At 65.8% G+C, this 25,605-nt stretch carries 23 protein-coding genes; 7 read left to right on the forward strand and 16 right to left on the reverse strand.

Translation table 11 applies throughout. From position 1 onward, the window contains the following. Positions 1-2: 2 nt before the first annotated feature. The 7 genes from FHR95_RS13635 to FHR95_RS13665 form a co-directional block, all read right to left on the reverse strand. Entirely contained in the window at positions 3-944 is a 942-nt protein-coding gene (locus FHR95_RS13635; protein ID WP_183314820.1) for a carbon-nitrogen hydrolase family protein, read from the reverse strand. Between the two features lie 133 nt (positions 945-1,077). After that, positions 1,078-2,127 (reverse strand): substrate-binding domain-containing protein, encoded by a 1,050-nt coding sequence (locus FHR95_RS13640; protein WP_183314822.1) that lies wholly within the window; start codon positions 2,125-2,127, stop codon positions 1,078-1,080. Between the two features lie 121 nt (positions 2,128-2,248). Beyond that, the gene (locus FHR95_RS13645; protein ID WP_183314824.1) at positions 2,249-3,355 is read right to left on the reverse strand and encodes an ABC transporter ATP-binding protein; all 1,107 of its coding nucleotides are present in this window, start codon (positions 3,353-3,355) and stop codon (positions 2,249-2,251) included. Positions 3,356-3,412: 57 nt separating this feature from the next. After that, positions 3,413-5,029 carry an alpha-glucosidase gene (locus FHR95_RS13650; protein ID WP_183314826.1) on the reverse strand — a complete coding sequence of 539 codons (1,617 nt, stop codon included), beginning with the start codon at positions 5,027-5,029 and terminating at the stop codon, positions 3,413-3,415. Between the two features lie 25 nt (positions 5,030-5,054). After that, positions 5,055-5,897 carry a carbohydrate ABC transporter permease gene (locus tag FHR95_RS13655; RefSeq protein WP_183314827.1) on the reverse strand — a complete coding sequence of 281 codons (843 nt, stop codon included), beginning with the start codon at positions 5,895-5,897 and terminating at the stop codon, positions 5,055-5,057. Then, complete coding sequence (locus tag FHR95_RS13660; protein ID WP_183314829.1) at positions 5,894-6,880, reverse strand: carbohydrate ABC transporter permease; 987 nt, start codon at positions 6,878-6,880, stop codon at positions 5,894-5,896. Before FHR95_RS13660 ends, FHR95_RS13655 begins: the two co-directional genes overlap by 4 nt. A 14-nt stretch (positions 6,881-6,894) precedes the next feature. Continuing rightward, complete coding sequence (locus FHR95_RS13665) at positions 6,895-8,163, reverse strand: ABC transporter substrate-binding protein (protein WP_183314831.1); 1,269 nt, start codon at positions 8,161-8,163, stop codon at positions 6,895-6,897. Between the two features lie 517 nt (positions 8,164-8,680). Here FHR95_RS13665 and FHR95_RS13670 point away from each other — a divergent pair. Then, positions 8,681-10,189 carry a carbohydrate porin gene (locus tag FHR95_RS13670; protein WP_040184569.1) on the forward strand — a complete coding sequence of 503 codons (1,509 nt, stop codon included), beginning with the start codon at positions 8,681-8,683 and terminating at the stop codon, positions 10,187-10,189. Between the two features lie 154 nt (positions 10,190-10,343). On the opposite strand, the gene betT is transcribed toward FHR95_RS13670, so the two are convergent. The 6 genes from betT to FHR95_RS13700 all read right to left on the reverse strand — a co-directional run bounded on the left by betT (position 10,344) and on the right by FHR95_RS13700 (position 17,046). Beyond that, positions 10,344-12,392, reverse strand: coding sequence for a choline BCCT transporter BetT (gene betT / locus FHR95_RS13675; protein ID WP_040184570.1), 2,049 nt, complete (start codon positions 12,390-12,392; stop codon positions 10,344-10,346). 149 nt (positions 12,393-12,541) lie between these two features. Further along, positions 12,542-12,988 (reverse strand): hypothetical protein, encoded by a 447-nt coding sequence (locus tag FHR95_RS13680; RefSeq protein WP_183314833.1) that lies wholly within the window; start codon positions 12,986-12,988, stop codon positions 12,542-12,544. 94 nt (positions 12,989-13,082) lie between these two features. Further along, complete coding sequence (locus FHR95_RS13685; RefSeq protein ID WP_052448635.1) at positions 13,083-13,802, reverse strand: response regulator; 720 nt, start codon at positions 13,800-13,802, stop codon at positions 13,083-13,085. After that, entirely contained in the window at positions 13,799-15,238 is a 1,440-nt protein-coding gene (locus FHR95_RS13690; protein ID WP_040184572.1) for an ATP-binding protein, read from the reverse strand. The genes FHR95_RS13685 and FHR95_RS13690 overlap by 4 nt, the downstream gene beginning before the upstream one ends. Before the next feature lie 140 nt (positions 15,239-15,378). Continuing rightward, positions 15,379-16,305 carry a LysO family transporter gene (locus tag FHR95_RS13695; RefSeq protein ID WP_183314835.1) on the reverse strand — a complete coding sequence of 309 codons (927 nt, stop codon included), beginning with the start codon at positions 16,303-16,305 and terminating at the stop codon, positions 15,379-15,381. 57 nt (positions 16,306-16,362) lie between these two features. After that, positions 16,363-17,046, reverse strand: coding sequence for a hypothetical protein (locus FHR95_RS13700; RefSeq protein WP_183314837.1), 684 nt, complete (start codon positions 17,044-17,046; stop codon positions 16,363-16,365). A gap of 171 nt (positions 17,047-17,217) precedes the next feature. Here FHR95_RS13700 and FHR95_RS13705 point away from each other — a divergent pair, with 171 nt between their 5' ends. The 3 genes from FHR95_RS13705 to FHR95_RS13715 all read left to right on the forward strand — a co-directional run bounded on the left by FHR95_RS13705 (position 17,218) and on the right by FHR95_RS13715 (position 19,386). Next, positions 17,218-17,778, forward strand: a complete 561-nt coding sequence (locus FHR95_RS13705) for a DJ-1/PfpI family protein (RefSeq protein WP_040184574.1) — start codon at positions 17,218-17,220, stop codon at positions 17,776-17,778. Between the two features lie 55 nt (positions 17,779-17,833). Next, on the forward strand, positions 17,834-18,436 hold the full coding sequence (locus FHR95_RS13710) for a TetR/AcrR family transcriptional regulator (RefSeq protein ID WP_183314838.1): 603 nt from the start codon (positions 17,834-17,836) through the stop codon (positions 18,434-18,436). Between the two features lie 212 nt (positions 18,437-18,648). Beyond that, positions 18,649-19,386, forward strand: coding sequence for an SDR family oxidoreductase (locus FHR95_RS13715; protein WP_040184577.1), 738 nt, complete (start codon positions 18,649-18,651; stop codon positions 19,384-19,386). A gap of 120 nt (positions 19,387-19,506) precedes the next feature. Here FHR95_RS13715 and FHR95_RS13720 read toward each other — a convergent pair whose 3' ends face one another. From FHR95_RS13720 to FHR95_RS13730, 3 genes are all read right to left on the reverse strand, one after another. Next, positions 19,507-20,853, reverse strand: a complete 1,347-nt coding sequence (locus tag FHR95_RS13720) for a nicotinate phosphoribosyltransferase (protein ID WP_183314839.1) — start codon at positions 20,851-20,853, stop codon at positions 19,507-19,509. Further along, positions 20,850-21,416, reverse strand: a complete 567-nt coding sequence (locus FHR95_RS13725; protein WP_040184579.1) for a nicotinamidase — start codon at positions 21,414-21,416, stop codon at positions 20,850-20,852. The genes FHR95_RS13720 and FHR95_RS13725 overlap by 4 nt, the downstream gene beginning before the upstream one ends. 77 nt (positions 21,417-21,493) lie before the next feature. Beyond that, complete coding sequence (locus FHR95_RS13730) at positions 21,494-22,432, reverse strand: 2-hydroxyacid dehydrogenase (RefSeq protein WP_183314840.1); 939 nt, start codon at positions 22,430-22,432, stop codon at positions 21,494-21,496. Between the two features lie 259 nt (positions 22,433-22,691). Between FHR95_RS13730 and doeA the strand changes: the two genes are divergently transcribed. From doeA to FHR95_RS13745, 3 genes are all read left to right on the forward strand, one after another. Continuing rightward, entirely contained in the window at positions 22,692-23,891 is a 1,200-nt protein-coding gene (gene doeA / locus FHR95_RS13735) for an ectoine hydrolase DoeA (RefSeq protein ID WP_040184628.1), read from the forward strand. Between the two features lie 201 nt (positions 23,892-24,092). Then, on the forward strand, positions 24,093-25,106 hold the full coding sequence (gene doeB, locus FHR95_RS13740) for a N(2)-acetyl-L-2,4-diaminobutanoate deacetylase DoeB (protein ID WP_183314841.1): 1,014 nt from the start codon (positions 24,093-24,095) through the stop codon (positions 25,104-25,106). Between the two features lie 16 nt (positions 25,107-25,122). After that, positions 25,123-25,596, forward strand: coding sequence for an Lrp/AsnC family transcriptional regulator (locus FHR95_RS13745; RefSeq protein WP_040184582.1), 474 nt, complete (start codon positions 25,123-25,125; stop codon positions 25,594-25,596). The last annotated feature ends 9 nt before the right edge of the window (positions 25,597-25,605 follow it).

Raw genomic sequence — 25,605 nt, forward strand, 5'->3', positions numbered from 1 at the left:
CGTCAGGTCTCCGTGAATACCACTGGGGGCTGGGGAGCACGATTCACCGACAGCGAGAAGATGTCCGGCCGGGCATAGTGGCCGCAGACATCCAGCGAACGGCGTGCCCGGCGCGCGCTCTCGATCTCGATCTCGGCATGCAGCATGCCCTTCTCGCGATTGAGGGGCCCCGCGACCACGTCCCCCGACGGGGCAATGACCACCGCATTGCCGACATTGACCCACTCCTCCGGCGTGAAGAGCCGGTCGCGTTCGGGAAAGGCCGCGGGGATGTCGCTGCCCTGCAGGGCGGTGGCCGTGCCGATCACCCAGCAGCCGCCCTCCCTGGCAATGTGGCGTAGCGAGGCGAGGTTGATGTCGCTGGAGTCCCAGGTGGGGTTGATGAAGACCTCCAGGTCCTGGGCATACAGGGCGTAGCGCGCCAGCGGCATGTAGCTTTCCCAGCAGATCAGGCTGCCGAGGCGTCCGGCAGGGGTCTCGACCACCTTGAGCCCGCTGGCATCGCCCATGCCCCAGACCATGCGTTCGGGGTTTGTCGGCATCAGCTTGCGATGGCGATTGAGCAGCCGGCCATCCGGGCCGATCACCACCACGCTGTTGAACAGGGTGGTACCGCTGTAGCGGCTGTCGATCTCGTTGAGGCCCGTCACCAGCGTCACCCCATGCCGGGCGGCCGCTTCCTGAATGGGCTCGAGGGTGTTCCCGGCCAGGTCGACGGCATTCTCGCGCAGTCGGGCATGCAGCTCACTGGTCAGCGCCATGTCACCGCCCGGGGCGAGTCGCCAGATCCAGGTTGGATAGCCGGGGATATAGGCTTCGGGAAAGACCAGCAGGGTTGCCCCGGAACCGACGGCCTCCTCGATCGACGCCAACATTCGCTCCACGGTCGCGTCTCGCTGGAGCAATACCGGGGGTGTCTGGATCACCGCGACGTGTGTGGTCATGACAGGATCCTCGTGCGCGGTGCGAGCGCCGAAGGGCGCCGGTCACGGGCACTAGCCTTCTCTTCACTATAGCGGCAGGAGGATGAGGCGCCTGGCATCGGGACGCAATCATACGGCCGGATCAACCAGTGTGTCAGGGACAGGTGTCTCCAATCAGCAGCTCGGTGGCCATGACACGAGGTTCGGCGGGTTCCATCCCGAGGATCATGCGTGCCGCGATGCGGCCCTTCTCGGTGCTGTCCTGGCGGACGGTGGTCAGTTGAGGGGCGCGATACTGACCCTCGGCAATGCCGTCGAAGCCGGTGATGCGCAGGTCCTCGGGGATGCGCAGCCCGCGCTGTTCGGCGAGCGTCAGCACGGTCAGGGCGATGCGATCGGACATGCACAGCAGCAGATCCGGTCGTTCGGCATCGGGTAAATCGAGGATCTCCTCGATCACCGGGGTGCAGACGTCGAAGGTGTTCTCCTCGATGTTCCACATCGGCACCTCGGCCGGGTCGATACCGGCCTCGACGAAGGCCCGCTGGAAGCCGGCGAGGCGGGCCCGGGTAATGGTGCGTTCGGCCGGGAGTAGCGTCTGGCCGTCACCGATACGGCCGTTGCAGGGCTGCTCCGTCAGCCGCAGGTTGACCACCGCCGGACGTCGTGTCGGCACCTTCAGTGCGTGGCGGGCGATGGCATAGCACGCCGGCTCATTGTCGATATGCACGTTGGCGTGGTCCTCGATGCTGAAGTCCACCGCCACCAGGGGGCGCTCGGCAGGGAGGTCGGAAAGCAGCTTCAGGCTCGGCATCAGGCCATAGATGATGAAGCCATCCGCGATGCTCGATGCGCCAGGCACGCTGGCGGCGTTTTGCCGCCCCGAGAGCAGCAGCAGGGTATGGCCACGGGTATCGAGCACCTCGGCGATGCCCGAGAGCAGTTCGCTGGAGACGGCGTCGTTGAGGCTGTAGGTCAGGCTCTCGGCGAGGATGACGGCAATGATTCGCGAACGTCCCGTCCGCAGGCTGCGGGCCTGGGCATCGGGGCCACTGTAGCCCAGGCGCTGGGCCTCGGTGAGGATGTGTTCGCGTAGTTTGGGGGAGAGCTGGTCGGGTCGATTGAAGGCATTGGAGACGGTGGCGGTAGAGACGCCAAGTTCGCGAGCCAGATCCTTCAATGTGATGCGACGAGAGGAAGGCACGAGGGGCGGCTCCATTAGGCTGTAACGATTTAGTTAGCAGCCTAGCATGGACCGCCAGGGGGAAGGTAGCCGCCCGGGGAAGGCCAGGGCGGCCGTTCGAGAACATCGGCGCGCAGCGCCGTCAGGCAGCACGCCGGCTCGAGGCAAGCTCGAGGGCCTGGTCATGGGCGTCGAACAGGTGCACATGCTCGAGCTCCGGCACCAGGGCAACTTGCTGGCCGAGGCTCCAGCGGCAGGGGGCCTCGCTGCGGTGGATCAGCAGGGTGTCGCCTGACTTGGGTTCGAGATAGACATAGACCTCGTTGCCCAGGTACTCGACGTTGACAATCTCGAAGCGGTTGTCGCCCTCAGCGTCGGCCAAGCGTAGATGCTCGGGGCGTACGCCCAGCGATAGCTCGGCACCGGTGCGCTGTGCGCTGGCATCCTGGGGCAGTGATAGCTCGCCGATTCCAGGGGTCTTCACCCGGCAACCCTGCTTGTTACCGTCGAGCATTTCGGCCGGCAGGAAGTTCATGGTGGGCGAGCCAATGAACCCCGCGACGAATTTGGTAGCGGGTTGCAGATAGAGCGTCTGGGGGCTGCCGACCTGTTCGATGCGGCCGTCGCGCAGCACCACAATCTTGTCGGCCAGGGTCATGGCTTCCACCTGGTCGTGGGTGACGTAGATCATGGTGGACCCCAGGCGATGGTGCAGGCGCGCAATCTCGTTGCGCATCTGCACACGCAGTGAGGCGTCAAGATTGGACAGCGGCTCGTCGAACAGCAGAATGCGCGGCTCCCTTGCCATGGCGCGGCCCATCGCCACGCGCTGACGCTGGCCGCCGGAGAGCGCCTTGGGCTTGCGATGCAGCAGCTCCTCGAGCTGCAGAATGCGGGCCGTGGCCATCACGCGGTCATCGACGGTCTCCTTGGCCATCTTGGCCAACTTGAGACCAAAGGCCATGTTCTCGTAGACCGTCATGTGCGGGTAGAGGGCGTACGACTGGAACACCATGCCCACACCGCGCTCGCGGGGCGGCAGATCATTGACCATGTCGTCACCGATCTTCAGCTCGCCGCCGGAGATCGACTCCAGTCCGGCGATCAGGCGCAGCAGGGTCGACTTGCCGCAGCCCGAGGGACCGACGAAGACCACGAACTCGCCGTTGCCGACCTGGAGGTCGACATCCTTGATGATATGGGTGTTGCCGAAGGTCTTGTTGAGCTTCTCCAGGGTCACGCTTGCCATCTTGCGACTCCTAGCCGGCCTCGGGGACCGGCCTTAGTTGTGTTTTGTTGTGTGCTGTCAGTGGTCGAGGGCCAGGAAGGCCGCCTGATAGGGTGGCAGGGTCAGGGTGTCGCCATTGAGTGACGAGACGAAGCCGTGCCCCTGGAGCGGGATGCCGGACTGAGGCAGCGTCGTACTCAGGGTCGTGTCGCCGAGGTTGAAGAGGCACAGCAGGCGTTCCTGGTCACCTTCGCGCACGAAGCCGAGCAACTCCTCGCCGACGTCGACCAGGGTGAGGTCGCCGTCGACCAGCGCCGGATGCGCGGCGCGGAAGGCCAGCAGCGTGCGGGTGGCGGCGAGGGGCGAATCGGGGTCATTCTCCTGCGCCTCGACGGCCAGCGGAAGGTGGCGCTCCTCCACCGGCAGCCAGGGTTCGACGGGCGAGAACCCACCCTGCGGGGCCTGGCGCCAGGGCATCGGCGTGCGGCAGCCATCGCGACCCTTGAACTCCGGCCACAGTACCTTGCCGTAGGGGTCCTGGATGCGCTCGAAGGGTACCTCGGCCTCGGGCAGGCCGAGCTCCTCGCCCTGGTAGAGGCAGACGCTGCCGCGCAGCGAGAAGAGCATGGCCAGCATCACCTTGGGATAGGCCACGGGGTCCTCGTCCCGACCCCAGCGGGTGGCGCTACGCTCCACGTCGTGGTTGGAGGTCGCCCAGCAGGGCCAGGCGTCGCCCGCCAGGCGCTGAAACCGCTCGATCACTTCGCGGAAATAGGTCGGCGAATGGGGCGCATTGAGCAGGTCGAAGGTGTAAGCCATGTGCAGCTTGTCGCCGCCGGCAGTGTATTCGGCCATGCGCTCGAGCGGGTTGTCGTCGCCGATCTCGCCCACCGTGGTCGTGCCGGGGAACGCGTCCATCAGCGCACGCAGCTCGCTCAGGAAGTCGAGGTTCTCCGGACGGCTCAGGTCATAGACATGGCGCTGCCAGGTGTAGGGGTTAGCGTCCGGGGCCCCCAATGTCTTGGTTTCACCGGCGGGGACCGGCGGATTGTCGCGCAGTTCGACATCGTGGAAATAGAAGTTGACGGTATCCAGGCGAAAGCCGTCCACGCCAAGCTCCAGCCAGAAGCGCATGTTGTCCAGCTGCGCCTGCCTGACCTCGGGATTATGGAAGTTGAGGTCCGGCTGGCTGGTCAGGAAGTTATGCAGATAGTACTGACGGCGGCGGGAATCGAAGGTCCAGGCCGGGCCGCCAAAGATGGACAGCCAGTTGTTGGGCGGTGTGCCGTCGGGCTTGGGGTCGGCCCAGACATACCAGTCGGCCTTGGGGTTGTGGCGATCGTTTCGGCTCTCCTGGAACCACGGGTGCTGGTCCGAGGAGTGGCTGATGACCTGATCGATCATCACCTTCAGGCCCAGCGCGTGGGCCTTCGCCAGCAAGGCCCTGAAGTCCTCCAGGGTGCCGAACATCGGGTCGACGTCGCGGTAGTCGCTGACGTCATAGCCGAAGTCGAGCATCGGCGAGGTGAAGAACGGCGAGAGCCAGATGCCGTCTACGTTCAGGCTGGCGACGTAGTCCAGCTTCTCGGTGATGCCCGGCAGGTCGCCGATACCATCGCCGTTGGCGTCCATGAAGCTGCGTGGGTAGATCTGGTAGATGACGCCGCCGCGCCACCAGGTCAGGTTGTCTTGCATGCCAGGTTCCTTGGATGTCATGGGGTCAGCCCTTGACCGCACCGGCGGTCAGGCCGGAGACGATGCGTTTCTGGAAGATCATCACCAGGATCACCAGCGGCACGGTGACGGTGACCGAGGCGGCCATGATCGGACCCCAGGGCAGTTCGTGCTGGCTGCCGCCGGAAATCAGGGCGATGGCCACCGGCACGGTGCGCTGGTCGTCGGTGAGAGTGAAGGTCAGGGCGAAGAGGAATTCGTTCCAGGCGGCGATGAAGGCCAGCAGGCCGGTGGTCGCCATGGCCGGCCACATCAGCGGCAGAAACACCTTGGTGATCGTCACCCACGGGCTGGCGCCGTCCATGATTGCCGCCTCTTCCAGTTCCATGGGCAGCTGCTTCATGAAGGTGGTCAGCACCCAGACGGTGAAGGGCAGGGTGAAGATGGTGTAGCTGAGGATCAGGCCGGCCGGGTTGTTGTAGAGGCCAAGCCCACGAATCACCTCGAAGAGCCCCGAGAGCACTGCCACCTGAGGGAACATCGACACCCCGAGGATCACCAGCAGCACCGTGGTACGCCCGCGGAAGCGGACGCGGCCCAGCGCGTAGGAGGCGGTGATGCCGAGCAGCAGGGCGATCGCCACCACGCTGATCGAGACCAGGATGGAGTTGAAGATGGCGCGTACGAAGCTGCCCTCGCTGAAGATCGCCACGTAGTTGGAAAAGTCCAGCGAGTCCAGCCAGTAGCTCACGGTGAACAGCTCACTCGAGGGTTTCAGCGAGGTGATCACCGCGTAGTAGAAGGGAAAGATCGCATAGACCATCACCACGGCGATCAGGGCATAGAACCCGACCCGTTTGGCGAGCTTGGTCAGCTGGTACTGGTTCATTGGTCCACTCCCAGTTGGCGGCGGCCGAGATAGAGGTAGATCACCACGGCCAGGGCGATGATCAGGAACAGCATCGTCGAGGCGGCGCTGCCATAGCCGACGTCCTGGAACTCGACCAGCTGCTGGCGGGCGTAGATCGACATCGTCATGGTGCTGGTGGAGTTGGAGGTCAGCACATAGATCACGTCGAACACCCGCAGGGCGTCGAGCAGGCGGAAGATCACCGCCACCAGCAGTGCCGGAGTGATCAGCGGCAGGGTGACCCGGAAGAACACCTTGACCGGGTGAATGCCGTCGACCTCGGCAGCCTCATAGCAGTCCTTGGGCAGCATCTGCAGGGCGGCCAGCACCAGCAGCGCGACGAAGGGGATGGTTTTCCAGACGTCGACCATGATCACCGCCCACATGGAGTAGCTGGCGCTGGCGGTCCAGGCGATGGGGGTGTCGATGATGCCGATCGCCATCAGCAGGTGGTTGATGATCCCGAACTGGTCGTTGAGCATCCAGGCCCACATCTTGGCCGAGACGATGGTAGGAATGGCCCAGGGAATCAGCACCGCGGCGCGTACTAGCATGCGGCCCTTGAACTCGACGTTGAGCAGCAGGGCGACGATGACGCCGAACACCACTTCCAGCGATACCGAGACGGCGCTGAAATAGAGCGTGTTCCACACCGAGGTCCACCACACCGGGTCGGTGAGCAGGCCGTACCAGACCCCATCGTCGTAGACCAGGTAGTTCTCGATGCCGATGAAGGCGGCCCCGGCGGTGTCCGACAGCGAGGCATCGGTGAAGCTGAAGTAGAAGGTGCGCAGTAGTGGCCAGCCGGCGACCAGCGCGAGGGCCACCAGCATGGGCGCCAGGAACAGCCAGGCGGCGCGGACTCGCTGACGGCGTACCTTGGTGCTTCGATACCCCCCCTGGGGAGGGGGCGTCGCAGTGCGCACCGCCTGCGGGGTGGGCTCGGTTACGGGAGTCGACATGGAGACCTCCTGGGTTACCAGCGGCGACGCTTGATGCGCGAGAGTTCGCTATCCACCTGAGAGACGGCCTCGGCGCCACTCTGGTCACCGGAGAGCACCTGGTGCACGGCATTAAAGAAGCTGTTGCTGACCCGGCCGTAGTTGTCGCCGGTGGGGGCGGAGGGCCGCGCCACGGCGTTGGTGAAGGTGTCGTAGAGGGTGCCGAAGAAGGGCACGGCCGCCAGCACCTCTTCATCGTCATACAGAGAGGCCAGGGTGGGGTTGTAGGCGCCCTCGATGGCCCGGCGCTTCTGCTCGGCCTCGCCGGTCAGGAAGGCCACCAGGTCGGCGGCGAGCTCGGGGTTCTCGGTGTAGCGGGACACCGCCAGGTTCCATCCGCCCAAGGTGGCGGCGCTTTCCTGGCCTTCGGCGCTGGGCAGCTTGACCACGCCGACCTTGTCGCGCACGTTGCTCTCCTCGCTCTGGGCCAGTGACCAGGCATAGGGCCAGTTGCGCATGAACACCGCATTGCCGCTCTGGAAGATGCCGCGGGCCTCCTCCTCGGTGTAGTTGAGGGCACCTTTCGGCGAGATGTTGCCGATCCAGCTGGCGGCGAGGTCGAGCGCCTCGGCGGCCCTTTCGTTGTCGATGGTGATCTCACCCTCGGCGTCGACGATGGTGCCGCCACCGTAGCTGGCGACCCACTCCAGGGCGTTGCAGGTCAGGCCCTCGTAGGCGCGACCCTGGAAGACGTAGCCCCACATCCGGTCGTTGCCGGCCTCACGCTCGGCGGCCTGGATCTCGGTGGCGATCTCGGTCATCTCTTCCCAGGTCTCCGGGGCTTCGACGCCGTGTTGCTCGAGCAGGTCCTTGCGGTAGTAGAGCACGCCGGCATCGGTGAACCAGGGCATCGCCACCAGGCGGCCATCGATGGTGTTGTTGGCGACGATGGTCTCGAAGTGGCCGGCGGCGGCCTCCTCGCCGAGAGTCTCGCCGAGGTCCAGCAGATGGTTGGCCAGCAGGCCCGGCCATACCACGTCGATCTGCATCACGTCGATGTCGCTCGACTGCGCGGAGAGGATCTGCTGGTAGAGCGACAGGCGCTCGGTGGAAGAGTTGGGCGTGGAGACGATGTCGACCTCATGGCCGGTCTGCTCTTCCCACTGGGCGACGCCCTGCTCGCACAGGGTGAGCTCGGCACCCACGGCACCACAGGAAATGGTCAGTTCTGCGGCCAGCGCCTGGCTGCCGCCGGCAGCGGTGCCGCCCAGGGCGATGGCGGTAATCAGGGTCTTCTTGAGCATATGGCGTTCCTCATGGCTTGTTGTTGTCGCTGTTTCAGTAGAGCCGGTCGCGATGGGTCGCCGGCAGGCAGAACGTGCGGCGGCTCTCGAAGCACTTAAACGATTAAGATCGTGGCGACAAGTTAGCTGCCGTTTACGCCGGAGTTCAACCGCGACTTTGGTCGCAGCTCTTCAGGCCGTCAGGCGGCGTCGTGCCGACGGGCTGTGCGCACGACAATGTCCCGGCATGAGGGAGAGGTATGTCCAGGGCTCATCACGTGCCGCGTCGTATCGCCTGTCAGGCAGAGTACGCCTTGGCAGGACGCGACTTGTGGTTTTATTACAGCTAATGTGCGCGTTTCACGACGATCGGTTAGACATTGGTAGTAAGATTACAAAATATTTTTGTGACCGCGATCTGAATCGATTAAGTTCCTGGTGTGATCCGTGCCGGGCCCCGAGGTCCGGCCCTCGGGGACAGGCCCCTACCCTTCGTGATGACCACCAGTCGCGACAACAACAAAGGACGAGAACGACAATGCACACTGTCACGCTCAAGACGCCGCTCGCCATCGCCATTGCTTCCGCCAGCCTGGGTCTCGCCGGGATGGCGGGCGCCGATGACGTCTCCCTCGAACAGCGGTTCGCCGAACTGGAAGCGCGTATCGCTGCCGCCGAGCAGCGGGCCGATGCCGCCGAACAGCGCGCCGCCCTTGCCGAGCAGCAGGCCGAGGAGGAGGGAGTCTCGCAGGAGGAAGTCGAGGAACGCCTGGCCAAGGTCGAGCGCCAGGCCAGCGGGGAGGAAGGCTTTTCCTTCAACGTCTACGCCCGCTCGGGCCTGCTGATCGGCGAGGACGGCAAGAGCGCCGAAGGCGGTCCCTACGTGACCCCGGCCGGTTCGCTCGGGGGGGCCGTGGGACGCCTGGGCAACGAGCCGGACACCTACGCCGAGGCGATCTTCAACTACAAGATGCGCTTCGACAACGGCGCTAAGGCCCACTATCGGACGATGATCGCCGACGGTACCACCACCAGCAACGACTGGACCGCCGATGAATCCAACCTCAACGTGCGCCAGGTCTACGCCGAGTTCAGCGACCTGCCGAGCTTCACCGGCGTCTTTGAGAACGCTGCCATCTGGGCCGGCAAGCGCTTCGATCGCGACAACTTCGATATCCACTGGCTCGACAGCGACATCGTATTCTTGTCCGGTACCGGGGCGGGGATCTACGACATGCAGCTGGCCGACAGTTGGACATCCAACCTCTCGCTCTACGGCCGCAGCTTCAGCGACTTCCCCGTGACCCGCGAGTCGCCAGGCGATGACAGCGGCGATACCGACAACCTTATTCTGACCTCCAATAACTATTTCGGTAACTGGCAGTGGATGCTCAACGGCATGTCCGCCGCCGACCTCGATGAGCGCGCGCTCGACAGCGGCGACACCGCCGCCGACAACGGCGTCCACACCATGGTGGCCTACCATGGCGACAGCTTCTTCGGCCTGGGCGAGGGCAGTTTCAAGGCCGCCGTGCTACACGGACAGGGCCTGGGCGCCGAGACCAAGGGCATCGGTGCACGTGGCGACCTGACCGAGGATGCCAGTGCCACCCGCCTGGCCCTCTACGGCACCACCTACCTGGCCCCCAAATGGCGCGTGGCCCCGGCAATCCTTGCCGAGACCAGCGAAGACCGCTACGTCGAGGGCGACCAGTATGATTGGGCGACCCTCAACGTGCGCCTGGCCAATGAGCTGACCCAGAACTTCGAGATGCAGTACGAGGCCAGCTACCAGTGGATGGACCTTGATCCCCAGGGCGTCGAGGGCCGCACTGCCGTCGAGGGCGACTACACCAAGTTCACTCTCGCTCCGACCTTCAAGCCTCAGGTGGGTGGCTTCTGGCAGCGCCCGGAGATCCGTCTGTTCGCCAGCTGGAGCGACTGGGACGAGGAGCTCAACGACTATAGCGCGGGTGACGCCTTCGGCAGCGACGAGTTCACCGGTAGCCAGTGGACCTTTGGCGTGCAGACCGAAGTCTGGTTCTGAGGGGGACGCCCGGCGCCTGCCGGGCGTTGGCTGTCTGCTGCTTCGATGCTTGCCCGTGCCGTGATGCCGCGGGCTTTTTTGTCGGCCGGAAACGCCAACGGCGACGCCAGAGGCGTCGCCGTTGTCAGATGCGACCAGGGTTTACGCCGGGTGATTACGCCGGTGTAGCGCTGGCGGGCGGCTCGCCCGTGGCACCCGGCATGGCCTGCACGGCGCCGCCGTCGTCCGACAGCGCCAGGAAGTGCAGGTGGCGTTCGTACTCGGAGAGCACATCGCCGATCACCTGGCCCCGGGTGTAGCCGTTGAGGTCCTGTCCCGTGCCGCCCTCGGCCAGATGCACGTCGAGGCGCACATAGTAGTCGTCGTCCACCGGCAGGAAGCTCGGCGTGCGCAGACGGCTGGCGCACACCTGGTAGACGAAGCTCTGGGCCTGGTCGAAGTCGACCTGCAGCGTCAGGCGCGGCAGGGGCTCGTTCTCGAGCGGCTCCTCGCTCACCGAGGCCCGCTGTCCTCGTGCTTCGAGCTCGCTGGCGAACTGGGCCAGGGCCGGGCGGATGGCGTGTTCCAGCGTTGCCGCCGCACCGGCCCGGGTCGAGGTGTCCAGGGCACGGTCGAGGCGTTCACGCCAGTCGCCCCCGGGAGCGGTGCCGCTGACCTGGCGGCGCGCGTCGGCCTTGCTGCTCTCGAGCTTAAGGGCTCGCGCCATGCCGGCCATGATGGCAAAGATCACCAGCGAGAAGGGCAGCGCGGTAATCACCACGGCGCTCTGCAGGGCGCCAAGCCCACCGGCCATCAACAGTGCGATGGTGATCAGGCCGATGATCACCGACCAGAAGATTCGCAGGCGGATCGGCGCATCATGGTTCACGTCGGACAGGATCGAGGTGAAGTTGGCCAGCACCAGGGCGCCGGAATCGGCCGAGGTGATGAAGAAAACGATGCCCAGCACGGTCACCACCGAGGCGGTGAGGCCGATGTAGGGATACTGCTCGAGCAGGGTGTAGATGGTGGTCTGCGGCGTGTTGAGTGCCTGTTCGCCGAGAATGGCCAGCCCCTGGTCGGCCACCATCTCGATGCCGCTGTTACCGAAGATCGACATCCAGGCCATCATGAAGCCCAGCGGAATCAGTAGCGCGCCGATGACGAACTCGCGGATGGTGCGACCGCGGGAGATACGCGCCAGGAAGAGGCCGACAAAGGGCGTCCAGGCGATCCACCAGCCCCAGAAGAAGATGGTCCACCAGCCCTTCCACTGCTGGGCCTCCTCGCCGGCGAAGGCATAGGTGTCGAAGCTCGCGCCGACAAAGCCGCCCAGGTAGTCACCGGCATTGAGCACCAGGGCATCGAGCAGGTGCAGGGTGTCACCCTGGAAGAGCACGAACAGCAGCAGCGCGGCCGCCAGCAGCATGTTGAACTCCGAGAGACGACGGATGCCCTTCTCGACGCCGCTGACCACAGAAATGGTCGCGAGCACCACGACCAGCGCGATCAGCACTACCTGCACGGAGAGACTTTCCGGCACATCGAACATGTAGGTCAGCCCGTAGTTGAGCTGCATCACGCCGATGCCGAGGCTGGTAGCGATGCCGAACACCGTGGAGATGACGGCTGTGATGTCCACGGCATTGCCGATGGGGCCGTGAATGCGCTGGCCGAGCAGCGGGTAGAGGGCACTGCGGATCGCCAGCGGCAGGCGATGGCGATAGCTGAAGTAGGCCAGGGCCATGCCCATCAGCACGTACATGCCCCAGCCGGTCAGCCCCCAGTGCAGGAAGGTCTGGGGGAGGGCGGCGCGCATGGCCGCCTCGCTCGCGGGGGCGAGATCGGGCGGCGCCAGGTAGTGGGCAAGCGGCTCGGCCACGCAGAAGAACAGCAGGTCGATGCCGATACCGGCCGCAAACAGCATCGAGGCCCAGGAGACCAGCGAGAACTCGGGTCTGGCGTGGTCGGGCCCCAGGCGAATACTGCCCACGCGAGAGGCGCCGATGACGATGACGAACACCAGGTAGATCACCGCGGCGAGCATGTAGTACCAGCCGAAGGTGTCGTTGACCCAGGCCAGGCCAGTATCGAAGAAGGCGCCGGCCTGTTCGGTGAACAGCATGGTCAGCACCAGGAAGACCAGGATGCCGGCCATGCTGCCATGGAAGACGACCCGGTTGAGCCGGTCTCGTCGTTCGGGGAGGGAGGGATCAAGCGACATGCAGAACTCCAGTGTCGGTGAATTTTTATTGAATGAACGTTCAAATAAAATACAGACCCCGCGCTGGAACTTCAAGGCTCGAACGAAAACGCCCGGCGCGAGGCCGGGCGAAACAGGGAGTAACAGGAGCGTTTTAGAGGGGGCAGGCGTCAGTTGGCGTCGCCTTCGCCCTGGCGACCGCCGGCGTTCTTGCCGTGGCGGGAGATAACCGTGCGCATCTCCTCGATCTGCTCGTCACTGAGGATTTCAGCGAGCGCCTCGTGGTGCTCCTCGCGCAGTTCACGCACGGCCTCGCGACGTTCCTGGCGGGAGCCGACGTCGCCCTCGCGCAGCGCCTGCATATCGGCATAGACCGCCTTGCGGGCATCGCGCAGCGCCTCGCGATCGGCCTCGGAGAGTTCCCAGCTGTCGACCAGCTCGGTCAGGCGCTGTTGCAGTGTCTCGCGGCGTTGCTCGTGCTGCTGGCGATGTTCCTTGCTCCAGCCCTGCTTCCCGTCCTCGCCACCGGGGGCGGCGCTGGCGGAAAGCGCCAGGGGGGCGATGGCGACGGCGAGCAGGGCGGGAGCCAGCAGGGTGCGGGTGAAAGAGCGTGTCATGGCGGTTCTCCTTTGTGGGTGACGCTGCCATTCTCGTCGCCGCGGGTGCAAGCGGCATGCAGCGACGGTGCAAAGGTCGTGCATTCGCCAGGGCTCACTCTTCCGGCTGATACTTGTAGCCCACTCCATAGACCGAGCGGATCACCTCGCGCTCTGGCCAGGCCTCGGCGATCTTGCGGCGCAGCTTCTTGACGTGACTGTCGACGGTGCGCTCGGAGACGATGCGGTGGTCGCGATACATGTGGTCCATCAGCTGCTCGCGGGTGAAGATGCGCCCGGGGGAGTGCATCATCACCTTCAGCAGCTTGAACTCCACCGCGGTGAGACCTAGATCCCGACCATCGGCCAGGGCTCGCCAGCCCTCCTCGTCGAGGATCAGGTCGCTGCTGCCATCGGCGGGAGAGCTGGCAGCCCGGCTGCGGCGTAGTACCGCCCTGACCCGGGCCACCACTTCACGGGGGCTGAAGGGCTTGCAGATATAGTCGTCGGCACCCAGTTCCAGGCCCAGCAGGCGGTCGACCTCTTCGACCCGGGCGGTGAGCATGATGATGGCCACTGCCGGCCAGCGCTGGCGGATCTCCCGGCACAGCGTCAGGCCGTCGGTCCCCGGCAGCATCAGGTCGAGCAGCACCAGCTCCGGGCGTGTCGGGCGATCCTCGAGCCACGGCAGCACGGCATCGCCGTGGTCCAGATGGTGACTGGTGAAACCGCTGCCCTGCAGATAGTCGGCAACCAGGCGGGCGATCTTGGGCTCATCCTCGACGATCAGGACCTGGTCCTGGTCCAGGTCCTGGTGGGCGTCCGGCGTGCTCATACGGCATCCTCCCTGAGCGGGTGGTCCTTGATGGCGGGAAAGGTCAGGGTCCAGCATAACCCGCCGAGCGGCGAAGGGGAGGCCTCCATGCGCGCACCGTGGGCACGGGCCAGGGCGATGGCGATCGACAGCCCCAGGCCGCTGCCGCCACTGGCGCGACTCCGCGACCCCTCGACCCGGTAGAGCCGCTCGGTGAGACGTGGCAGCTCGGCCTCGGGCACCCCCGGCGCGCTGTCCTCCCAGGTCACCTGCACCTGCCCCTGATGGGCTGACAGGCGCACGCGCAGCCGTCCCGGGGCCGCGGTATAGGCGCAGGTATTGTCGATCAGGTTGTTCCACAGCTGGCGCAGCCGCTGGGTGTCGCCGCGGATCCAGGCCGGTCCTTCGATATCGCGCTCCAGCCGGATGGCGCTGTCGCCGAGCCAGCCACTGGCTTCGTCGAGGCGCGAGGCGAGGCTCTCCGCCAGGTCCAGCGGCGCCAGCTGGACCTCCAGGGCGCCGGCATCGCTCTGCGAAAGCAGGCGCAGGTCGGCCACCAGGCGCTCCAGCTGGCCGACTTCCTGGGCTAGCGAGTGCAGGTTGTCCTGGTCCAGGGAGCGGATGCCGTCCTGCATGGCTTCGATCTCGCCACGCAGCACGGCCAGCGGCGTGCGCAGTTCGTGGGCGATATCGGAGACCCAGCGGTTGCGCGCCTCGCGGCTGGCCTCCAGGGTGGCGGCCAGTACGTTGAAGTCGTGGGCGAGGCTCGACAGCTCGTCGCGGCCGTGCTCCGCCAGGCGCGTCGTGTAGTCACCCTCGGTGAGGCGGCGGGTGGCCCGCGCCATGCCGCGGGTGCGCCGCCCTAGCCACCAGGAGAGGCCTCCGGCCAGCAGCAGCGAGGCCAGGCCCAGTGAGGCTACGATGATGCCCAGGTTACGCTGCTGGCGGGAGAGGAAGATGCGGTCCATGCGGGCCATCAGTTGCTGGGGTGGCCGGTAGCCAAGCATTCCGACCCGCTCGCCCGCATGCTCGATGGGCAGCCAGCGCAGCGCTGCCGCCTCCTGGTCGCCGTCGGGCGGCAGACCGATCACCGGCAGGCCGGTCGCATCGTGTAGCACGAAGTCCTTGGGGTCCCCCAGACGCCGCTCGATGCCCTCCGGCGGCGGCGTATCGCCGGGCCACAGTTGGCGGCGTACCAGACGGTGCCAGGCCCGCGGTGACTGGCGCAGCCACTGCCAGTCACCGCGGCTGGCCCACTCCTCGGCGAGCCCCTCGGCCAGGGTCTCGGCGCGGCGGGTCTGGGTCTGATCGAGGTACTCGATGAAGCCCTGGTCGAGGCTGCGCGAGACCGCCAGGAACACCAGCCCGGCGATGGCCACGTTGACCAGCAGAATGATCGCGAACAGCTTGATGCCGAGCCGTGAGACGGCTGGGCGGGGGAGGCGTGGCGAGCGCATGGAAGAGCTCCAGGAGCAGAGGCGGCGAAAGTGTCAGTCACTATCGCCGCTGGGCGTGCAGCCATCGGTCACTGACAGTGCAAGCAATGTGCAGTATCGGGGCAGCCTCTGTCACCTTGCCGCGAGCGACAGGCGCACGCTCACAGCGAGAGCAGCAGAAGGATCAGCGGCGGCGACAGCAGCGAGAGCAGAAAGCCGCTGACCACGGCTACCGGTACGCAGGCTACGCCGCCATGCTGCTGGATCACCGGCAGGGTAAAATCCATGGAGGTGGCACCGCCATAGCCAATCGCCAGTGCCGCATGGCGGCGGATGATCAGCGGGATCAGCACGAAGGCGACCAGTTCCCTGGCCAGGTCGTTGAAGAAGGCCACCCCGCCCATCAGCGGGCCCAGCTGGTCGCCGACCAGGATGCCGGAGAGCGAGTACCAGCCGAAACCGGCGGCCAGCGCCACTCCCTCGTTCCAGGCCAGGTTCAGCAGCGGCGCCGCCAGCAGTCCACCGACCAGCGAACTGGCGGCCAGCGTCACGGCTATCGCCAGGCCGAAGCGGTTGAGCACGATCTGGCGCAGCGGCATGCCGGAATTGCGCAGCTGGCAGCCGATCAGCGCCAGCAGGGCGTAGAGCACCGCTTCGGCGAGGGTCTCGGCCAGGGCGAAGAGCCCGCTGCCGGTGAGCCACGCCAGCAGCAGACCGAGCACCACGCCGGCCACCACCACCGCCACCAGCGCCAGCGAGCCCGCCATGGCGGCCCACTTGCTGATGGGCGCGCCCGCTATCGCCGAGGTGGGGGTCGCGCTAAGGCCCAGACGCCGCGACAGCCACCACAGGGCGGCCAGGTTGCAGGTCGAGATCACCGCAAACAGCAGCAGGGCCTGGCCGCCCAGGCGCGAGAGTTGCCCGGCCAGGTCGTCCAGGCCCGCCAGGCTGACGCCCATCAGCAGCAGAATCACGTAGATCGACGCGTTCACGCCGCGATTGATCAGGCGCAGCAGCAGGGCGTTGCGCACCGGCACCAGATACCCCAGCACCAGCGGCAGCAACACGATCAACAGACCGCTCAGCATCGAGACTCCCTTCTCGTCCAGCGGCCGCCGGCGGCGACCGAAAGCCGTCCACTCTAGTCAATTTCCCTTCGGGGAGGAAGCGAGGTCGGTGCCGTCGAGCGTCAGATGGGTGAGGGTCAGCTGGCTGCGCTGCTCGTCGTCGCGATGGTACTCCATGGCCAGCAGTAGCCCCGGCACGTCGGGGTGGAAACTGAAGACCATGCGACGCTCGGGGGCGTCCGGTTCGGTGACCTCCACCCGGATCGCCTCGAAGCGTCCGGCGGGCAATTCCAGCATGCTTCGTTCCAGTCGGCGGTAGTCGATCTGCTCCTCGCGGCCGCGGTGATCCAGGTAGCGCAGTCGGCAGGATGCTTCACAGTCGTCGCCAACGGCGCGTCGGGAGAGGTCGAAGAGTGCACTCTGGCGGTCGGGTAGCCGGGCCAGCGCCTCGCCCTCCAGTTCATAGTTCTTGCCGATCCCCAGCAGGCGGTAGCTGCTGGCATAGTGCAGCGCACGGATGGTCTCGTCGGCGATGAATCGGCTGCGCTCATGGCCGCGAGCCACCGCGATGGAGGCGCGCATGTCGCTCTGCCAGTGGGCGCCATCACGACTCAGGCGGTGTTGGACGCTGGTGCTGGGCCAGCCGGCGACTTCGAGACGGTAGCGGGCATCGAAAGCACGCGGCTGTGCGGCGAGGGCGCTGCCGGCGGCCAGCAGCAGGAGCAGGGCGAGGGTGGCGCAACGGCGCTGCAGTGGGGACATGCGAGGACTCCGTGGCCAGCGATGAGGCAGTGATGAGAGTCTTCCCGCGAACGGGGGTTCCCGACGGCACGTTTCGTGTGCGCTGCACCGGCGGCCGGCCCGAGGGACTGCTAGGCTGCTCATGCGGGGGTGGGACTTCCGCTAACGTCAAACCCATTCGAGGAGACTACCATGGCCAGACTATTGCTGATCGCCGGTGACTATGTCGAGGACTACGAGATCATGGTGCCCTTCCAGGCCTTGCAGGCCATGGGCCACTCGGTCGATGCGGTATGTCCCGACAAGCGCGAGGGCGACAAGGTGCGTACCGCTATTCATGACTTCGAGGGCGACCAGACCTACTCCGAGAAGCCCGGCCACGACTTCACCCTGAATGCCACCTTCGCCGAGGTGGAGGTCGCCGACTACGATGGGCTGGTCGTTCCCGGCGGGCGTGCGCCGGAGTACCTGCGCCTCGACGAGCGGGTGCTGGAGATGGTTCGTCACTTCTTCGACCATGACAAGCCGGTGGCGGCCATCTGCCATGGCGCCCAGCTGCTGGCCGCGGCGGTCTCCCTCGAGGGGTATCGGGTCTCGGCCTATCCGGCCTGTGCGCCGGAAGTGCGCCTGGCCGGCGGCGACTATGCGGAGATCAACGTCGATGAGGCGGTGGCCAGCGGCAAGCTGGTTAGCGCCCCCGCCTGGCCGGCTCACCCTGCCTGGCTCAAGCGTTTCGCCGCCATGCTCGACTGAGACCGCATGGCACGGCGGTTTGACGTCACTAGACGACTGGTCTAATCTGGCCGGCATGAAGACGCACGCCACCCGTGACAAGCTGATCGAGATCGGCGCCGACCTGATTGCCGAGCAGGGCTTCAACGCCACCGGGATCAACGCGGTGCTTAGTCGTGCCGGGGTCCCCAAGGGGTCCTTCTATCACTATTTCGCCAGCAAGGAGGACTTCGGCCTCGCCGTGATCGACGCCTTTGCCGAGCAGTATGATGCACGTCTGGCGGCGATCTTCGAGTCCACCGACGCGGCGCCACTCGTGCGCCTGCGTCGCTACTTCGCCGCCGGCAAGGCCGACATGCTCTCCTGCGATCATGCCCGTGGTTGTCTGATCGGCAACCTGGGCCAAGAGCTTTCGGCGCGCAGCGAGGTCTTCCGAGCCCGATTGGATCAGGTGTTCCGGGCCTGGGAGCGGCGGCTGGTTGCCTGCCTCGAAGAGGCTCGCCGCGCCGGCGAGGTGCCGCATGAGCTCGATGCCGAGGCGCTGGCAGGCTTCATCATGGCCGGCTGGGAAGGTGCCATCCTGCGTGCCAAGACCGTCAAGTCGCTGGCGCCCATGGACTCCTTCGAGGCGATTCTGTTTCGCCAGGTACTGGACAGCGAGCTTCCCGCGGTCGATTGATTTCCTGCCCGCGTCTTCGTCTAACCGTGTTTGGCAACTAGTAGACTGGTCTAAAAAAGCGATCCGGAAAGAACGCTTTCCGGCATTTCATTGTCGCCGCTGCGACGCCAGACGATTCGAGACTGGCCGAGCAGCCGGCGTGAAGCCTCAGAGCCTTCGGTCGCGGCAACCGCGGGCCTTATAACCCGATGCAATCCAGAGGAGAAGAGTCCATGTCCGAGATCCATGGCAAGGTCGTGATCATTACCGGGGCCAGCAGCGGCCTGGGCGAAGCCACCGCCCATCGTCTGGCCAAGGGCGGCGCCAAGCTGGTGCTCGGCGCTCGCCGTGAGGAACGCCTGCAGTCCCTGCGCGATGCCATCGTCGAACAGGGCGGCGAGGCCATCTATCAGGTCACCGACGTGACCGACCGCGATCAGGTCGAGGCCCTGGCCAGCGCCGCCAAGCAGGCCTATGGCCGCATCGACGTGCTGGTCAACAATGCGGGCCTGATGCCGCTCTCACCGCTCGACCAGCTCAAGGTCGACGAGTGGGAGCAGATGGTCGACGTCAACATCAAGGGAGTGCTTTACGGCCTCGCCGCCGTGCTGCCGACCATGCGCGAGCAGCATGCCGGACACATCATCAACCTCTCGTCGGTGGCGGGCCATGTGGTCTTTCCCGCCTCGGCCGTCTACAGCGCCACCAAGTATGCGGTCAAGGCGCTCTCCGAGGGCATTCGCCAGGAGGGCGGCGAGGAGATCCGTTCCACCAACATCTCGCCGGGCGCGGTAGCCACCGAGCTGACCACTACCATCAGTGATCCTGATACCGCGCAGAACGTGAATGAGCTCTACGAGATGGCCATCGATGCCGACGCTATCGCCCGCGCGATCGTCTATGCTATCGAGCAGCCGGCGGACGTCGACGTCAACGAGCTGATCATCCGCCCGACCAAGCAGCCGCTCTAAGCGTCGCGCCCGGCGAGGGCCAGTGCCGCCGGGCAAGCAGTGATCACGAACCAGGGCACGGCGCCAATGCGCCGTGCCCTGTTGCGTTGCGCGGGTTGCGCGCGTTAACCGGTTGGTCGCTCAGGATCGAGACTGCAGACGCTCGAGCTCCGGGCTGAGCGTGACGGGGTAGTCGCTCTCACCCTCCGCGAGTTGTCTGACGCCCTCGGGGAAGCATTCGAGGGCATCCGCGGCCCGCTCGCGAGCCTGGTCGGCCAGGGCCATCTCGTCCTCATCGAGCCGCCCCGCTCGTACCAGTGGCCGCAGCTGAGGTTCTCCGTCGTCGATGGCCTCGTCACGCAGGGCAATGATATCGCCGACAAAGCGGCCCTGTTCGTCCCGGCGGCGATATACCTGTTTGCGGCAGGGCAGATTGATCTTGCCCGGCGAGTGCTTGACCCGCGGCGTGCCGGCATACTCGACCAGTTTGTAGGAAAGGTCGATCACCGGCGCGTCCGCCGACACGCCCATCTGAGTGCCGACGCCGAAGGCATCGATGGGCGCGCCGTCCTCGAGCAGGGCGGCGATCTTGAACTCGTCAAGGCCGCTGCTGGCGACGATGGTGATGTCGTCGTGCCCGGCCTCGTCGAGCAACTGGCGTGCGCCCTTGGCCAGTTCGCCCAGGTCGCCGGAATCGAGGCGGATGGACTTGACGCCGAGCTCGGGCTCCTCGCGCATGATCTCGATTACCTTGCGAACCCCCTCCAGGGTGTCGTGGGTGTCCACCAGCAGGGTGGTGCCGGGGTAGAGCCGCGCGAAGGCACGGAAGGCCTCTCGCTCGTCGTCGTGGGCGAGGATATAGCTGTGCGCCATGGTGCCGTTGATCGCCAGGTCATGGCGCAGGCCGCCGAGCACGTTGCTGGTCCCGGCCAGTCCCGCGGTGCGGTAGGCGCGCACGCCCCGCATCGCGGCATCCACGCCATGCATGCGGCGCATGCCGAAATCCACCACCGGGCGACCGCGAGCCGCCATCACGATGCGTACCGCCTTGGAGGCGAGCACGGTTTCCGGCTGCACCAGGTTCATCACCAGGCTCTCGAGCAGTTGGGCCTGGGCGATGGGCGCGTCCACTTCCAGCAGCGGCTCATTGGCAAACACCGGGGTACCCTCCGGAAGGGCCCAGATGTCGCCCTCGAAGCGCCAGTTGCTCAGCCAGTCGAGAAAGCCCTGATCGAACTGCCCGGTATCGGCCAGGCGCTCGAGGGCCTGGTCGCCGAAGCGCAAGCGGCTGAGCAGTGCCGCGGCATGCTGCTGGCCGCAGGCCAGCATGAAACGTCGCGTGGGCGGCATCTTGCGAAAGAACAGGCTGAAGGTGGCCCGCTCGTGCATCGCCTCCTTCCAGTAGGCCTGGGTCATGGTCAGCTGGTAGAGGTCGGTGAGCAGGGCCAGCTCGCCCTCCTCGACCTGCAGGGGAATCGGCTCGCTCATGTACGCACCTCGACTCCGGCTTCCTCGAAGTCACGGTGGCACGCCTCGATGGCTTCGGGGTCGACCGCGGCGGATAGCGCCTCCAGCAACAAGGTGGTGAAGCCTTCCCGACTGGCCGCCAGTACCGTGGCATGGACACAGACATCCAGCGCCAGGCCGCAGACGATCACCCGCTCGATACCCTTCTCCTGCAGGTAGCCGCCGAGTCCCGTGCCGTCGAAGGCGGAGTAAGCATCGGCATTGAAGGCGGTGGCCTTGCTGACGCGAATGACATCCTCGGGAAGGGTCAGGTCGGGATGGAAGGCGGCGCCCGGTGTGTCCTGCACGCAGTGAACCGGCCAGGGGCCGCCGCGATGCGTGAAACTGACGTGGTCGACGGGGTGCCAGTCCCGCGAGGCAACCACCATGGCGCCGGCAGCGCGGGCCGCCTCGATCTCGGCATTGATGCCGGGCACCAGCGCCGCGCCGCCCTCGACGCCCAGTGCGCCGCCTTCGCAGAAGTCGTTCTGCATATCGACGACGAGCAGCACGTCGCGTGAGCCATAGTTCACTGTTGTGGTCATTGCGCACCTTCCTGGAGGTCGTTGGGTATCGTCTCTTTCAGCGTAAGGCCTCCCCGTCGCTTGTTGAAGGGTGGGGGTCAATAACCGGCCTCGGGGTCGATGGTCTCGAGGGGGGCCCCTGCCTCGAAGGCCTGCAGTGCCTCGGCCACCTGGTCCAGCGCCTCGCCCAGAGGGGTCGGGCCGGCCATGTGGGGGGTGACCCAGACCCGCGGGTGCGACCATAGCGGACTCTCGTCGGGCAGGGGTTCCGTGGGGAAGGCGTCGAGCAGCGCCCCGCGCAGCCGGCCCTCACGATCTTCATCCGGGCCCAGGGCGTTGAGCAGTGCGGCCTCGTCGATCAGGGTGCCACGCCCCGGGTTGATCAGGCTGGCCCCCTCGGGCAGCCGCGCCAGGGTGTCCGTATCGATGATATGGCGCGTCGCGGACGTATCCGGCAGCAGCAATACCAGGCTCATGGCCTGGTCCAGCACCTCGCCGAGGCCGTCCTCGCCATGGTGACAATGGATGTCGTCCAGCGACTTGGCCGAGCGGCTCCAGCCATGCACCGGGAAGCCGTCGGCGGCAATCATGGCGGCGACCTTCGCGCCGATCGCGCCGAGGCCCAGCACGCCCACCGGCCAGTCGCCCTTGTCGACCACCGAATGCTCGCGCCATTCGCGGCGTGCCTGCTGGCGGCGATAGCGGTCGAAGTCACGCTGGAAGTGCAGGATGCCGTAGCGCACGTAGTCGCCGATCAGCTCGGCCATGCCGGCGTCGCGCAGTTTGACAATCGGCACGTCCCGGGGCAGACCGGGATTGCTCAGCAGGGCATCGACGCCGGCACCGAGATTGACGATACCCTTGAGTCGCTCGGGTTCGCGGAGCAGGTCGGCGGACGGCTTCCACACCGCCAGATAGTCCGCCTCGCGGCGTTTCTCGGCCGGGGCACTGCTGGTGAACACCTCGGCATCCGGCAGGCGTTCGGCCAAGGCCTCACGCCACTGCTCGGCGTCGTCGCTATGTACGAGAACCTTCATGGCTCCTCCTCCTGAATGACCATGCGTCATCATGGGAGCGGGGCTGCCCATCGACAAGCCTCATGGCACATCAGGAAATGCTTGACCGCCTACCATGGGTTAGCAGTAACCTCGAGTCGCGGATCGAGCAACGCGACCCCCGTTGCCGCCTGGCCCGGCACAGCGCCGATCGCCATACGGCAGTGAAGGTTACCCCCGGTCCGGCCCTCTCGCCGCAGAGAGGGCCGATTTACTTGATGATGCGATGGCGAGTGGCTTCATGATCCAGGTTTCCCTGCCCTTCACTCGTGAGGAATATGCGACCCGCTTGTGGAAGGTGCGTGCCGAGATGGCCAGCCGTGGTATCGACGTGCTGATCGTCAGCGACCCCTCCAACATGGCCTGGTTGACCGGCTACGACGGCTGGTCCTTCTATGTCCATCAGTGCGTGCTGGTGGGCCTGGAGGGTGAGCCGGTGTGGTATGGCCGCCGGATGGACGCCAACGGGGCCCTGCGCACCTGCTGGATCGATCCGGACAACATCACCTACTACCCGGATTACTACGTGCAGAATCCGGATATGCACCCCATGGACTACCTCGCTCAGACGATCCTGCCCGACCGCGGGTGGCACGAGGGCGTGGTGGGCATGGAGATGGACAACTACTATTTCTCGGCCAAGGCCTACCAGAGCCTGCTCCGCGAACTGCCCCATGCGCGCTTCATGGACGCCAACTCGCTGGTCAACTGGTGTCGCGCGGTCAAGTCGCCCCAGGAAGTCGAGTACATGCGCGTAGCGGCCAAGATCGTCGAGGGCATGCACACACGAATCCTGGAAGTGATCGAGCCGGGCCTGCCCAAGAGCAAGCTGGTGTCGGAGATCTACCGGGTCGGCATCGAAGGCTGGAAAGATGAGCACGGCAAGGTCTTTGGCGGCGACTATCCGGCCATCGTGCCCATGCTGCCCACCGGCAGTGACGCTGCCGCCCCGCACCTGACCTGGGACGACACGCCGTTTCGCGAGGGTGAGGGGACCTTCTTCGAGATCGCCGGGGTCTTCAAGCGCTACCATGCGCCGATGTCGCGCACCGTCTTCCTGGGCAGGCCGCCCCAGGAGTTCGTGCGCGCCGAATCGGCACTGCTCGAGGGCATCGAGAATGGCCTGGCGGTCGCCAAGCCGGGCAATCGCACCGCAGACATCGCCATGGCGCTGGGTGCGGCCATGGACAAGTACGGCTTCGACCGCGGCGGTGCGCGCTGTGGCTATCCCATCGGCATCAGCTATCCCCCGGACTGGGGCGAGCGCACCATGAGCCTGCGTCCCTCGGACGAGACCATCCTGCAGCCCGGCATGACCTTCCACTTCATGCCGGGCCTGTGGGAAGACGACTGGGGCCTGGAGATCACCGAGAGCATCCTGATCACCGAGACCGGCTGCGAGACCCTGGCCGACTTCCCTCGCCAGCTCTTCGTGCGCTGAACAAACAGAATCCAAGATTGCTGCAATGAACAACGAGGGGCGCTGGGGGCAGATCGGAGAGGGGGTCCTACGCCAGGGATGGCGTCGGTAGCGCCCAGGGATGGGTTCACAGCGCCCCCTCGAAGATCTGCCGCCAGATCAGCCCCGAGTGGCATCAGGGCCACCACGCCGATGCCATATGAGAACAAGGAGTTGTACACCATGACCAAGCGTCCCAGCCCCATTTCCGCCACCGTCGACTTCGACGTCGACGGCGTCCAGCACGGTTTCCTCAAGCTGCCGATCTCCGTGGATGATTCTGCCTGGGGAGCGGTGATGATCCCCGTCACCGTGGTCAAGAACGGCGAGGGGCCGACGGCGCTGCTCACCGGCGGCAATCACGGTGACGAGTACGAGGGCATCACCTCGCTGCTCAAGCTATCGAGCTCGCTGTCCGCTGAGGATGTTCGCGGCCGGGTGATCATCGTGCCGTGCATGAACCAGCCCGCGGTGATGGCCGGCAAGCGTACCTCCGGCCTCGACGGCGGCAACCTCAACCGCAGCTTCCCCGGTCATCCGGACGGCAGCGTGACCGAGAAGATCGCCGACTACTTCACCCGCGTGATGGTGCCGATGAGTGACGTGGTGCTCGACCTGCACTCAGGCGGGCGAACGTTGGACATCATCCCCTTCGGCGCCTCCCACGTGCTGGACGACCCGGAGCAGCAGCGACAGGCCCTCGAGGGCACCAAGGCCTTCGCTGCGCCCTATGCCATGATGATGTTCGAACTCGACGCCGCGGCACTGTTCGACACCGCGGTAGAGAGTCAGGGCAAGATCTTCGTGGCCACCGAACTCGGTGGCGGCGGCACTTCCACGCCGGACAGCATGGCGATCACCGAGCGTGGCGTGCGCAATTTCCTGATCCACTATGGACTGATGGTCGGCGAGGTGGAAATGCCAGCCGAGCCCCAGGTCTATCTCGACATGCCCGATGCCAGTTGCTATGTGCAGAGCGAGCACTCTGGCGTGCTGGAGCTCTGTTTCGCCTTGGGCGAGCCGGTCGAGAAGGGCGATGTGGTGGCCCGGGTCTATGATCAGACGCGCAGCGGCACCGCGCCGGTGGACTATTGTGCCGGACGCAGCGGCGTGCTGGCGGCACGCCGTCATCCGGCGCTGGTTAACATGGGTGACACCATCGCGGTGATTGCCGATGTGGTCGACTCGCTGGGCTGACGATGCCGGGATACCCATGAAACTCGACCGCTATGATCTGAAGATCCTCGAAATCCTCTCCCGGGATGGCCGCATCACCAAGTCCAAGCTGGCCGAGGCGATCAACCTCTCGGTCAGCCCCTGCTGGGAGCGGGTTCGCCGACTGGAGAAGGCCGGCATCATCGAGGGCTACAGTGCTCGTATCAATACCGCGGCGCTGGTGCGCCGCACGCCAGTGTGGGTGCAGATCGAGCTCAAGGCCCACAATGCCGAGAGCTTTGCTCGCTTCGAGGCGCTGGTTCATGCTACCCCCGAGGTCACCGAGTGCGTGGCCGTGGGCGGTGGCGTCGACTATCTGATCAAGTTCGAGGCCGACTCCATCGATGCCTATCAGCGGCGGATGGATGCCTGGCTGACCGGAGAGGCCGGCATCGAACGTTACTTCACCTATATCGTCACCAAGGCGGTAAAATGTCCGGTCCCCGGCGTTTCGCCAGAAGACCTGGCCTGATCCCCTTTT

Origin of the sequence: Halomonas fontilapidosi (assembly GCF_014192285.1) — a bacterium.
Taxonomy (GTDB): Bacteria; Pseudomonadota; Gammaproteobacteria; order Pseudomonadales; family Halomonadaceae; genus Halomonas; species Halomonas fontilapidosi.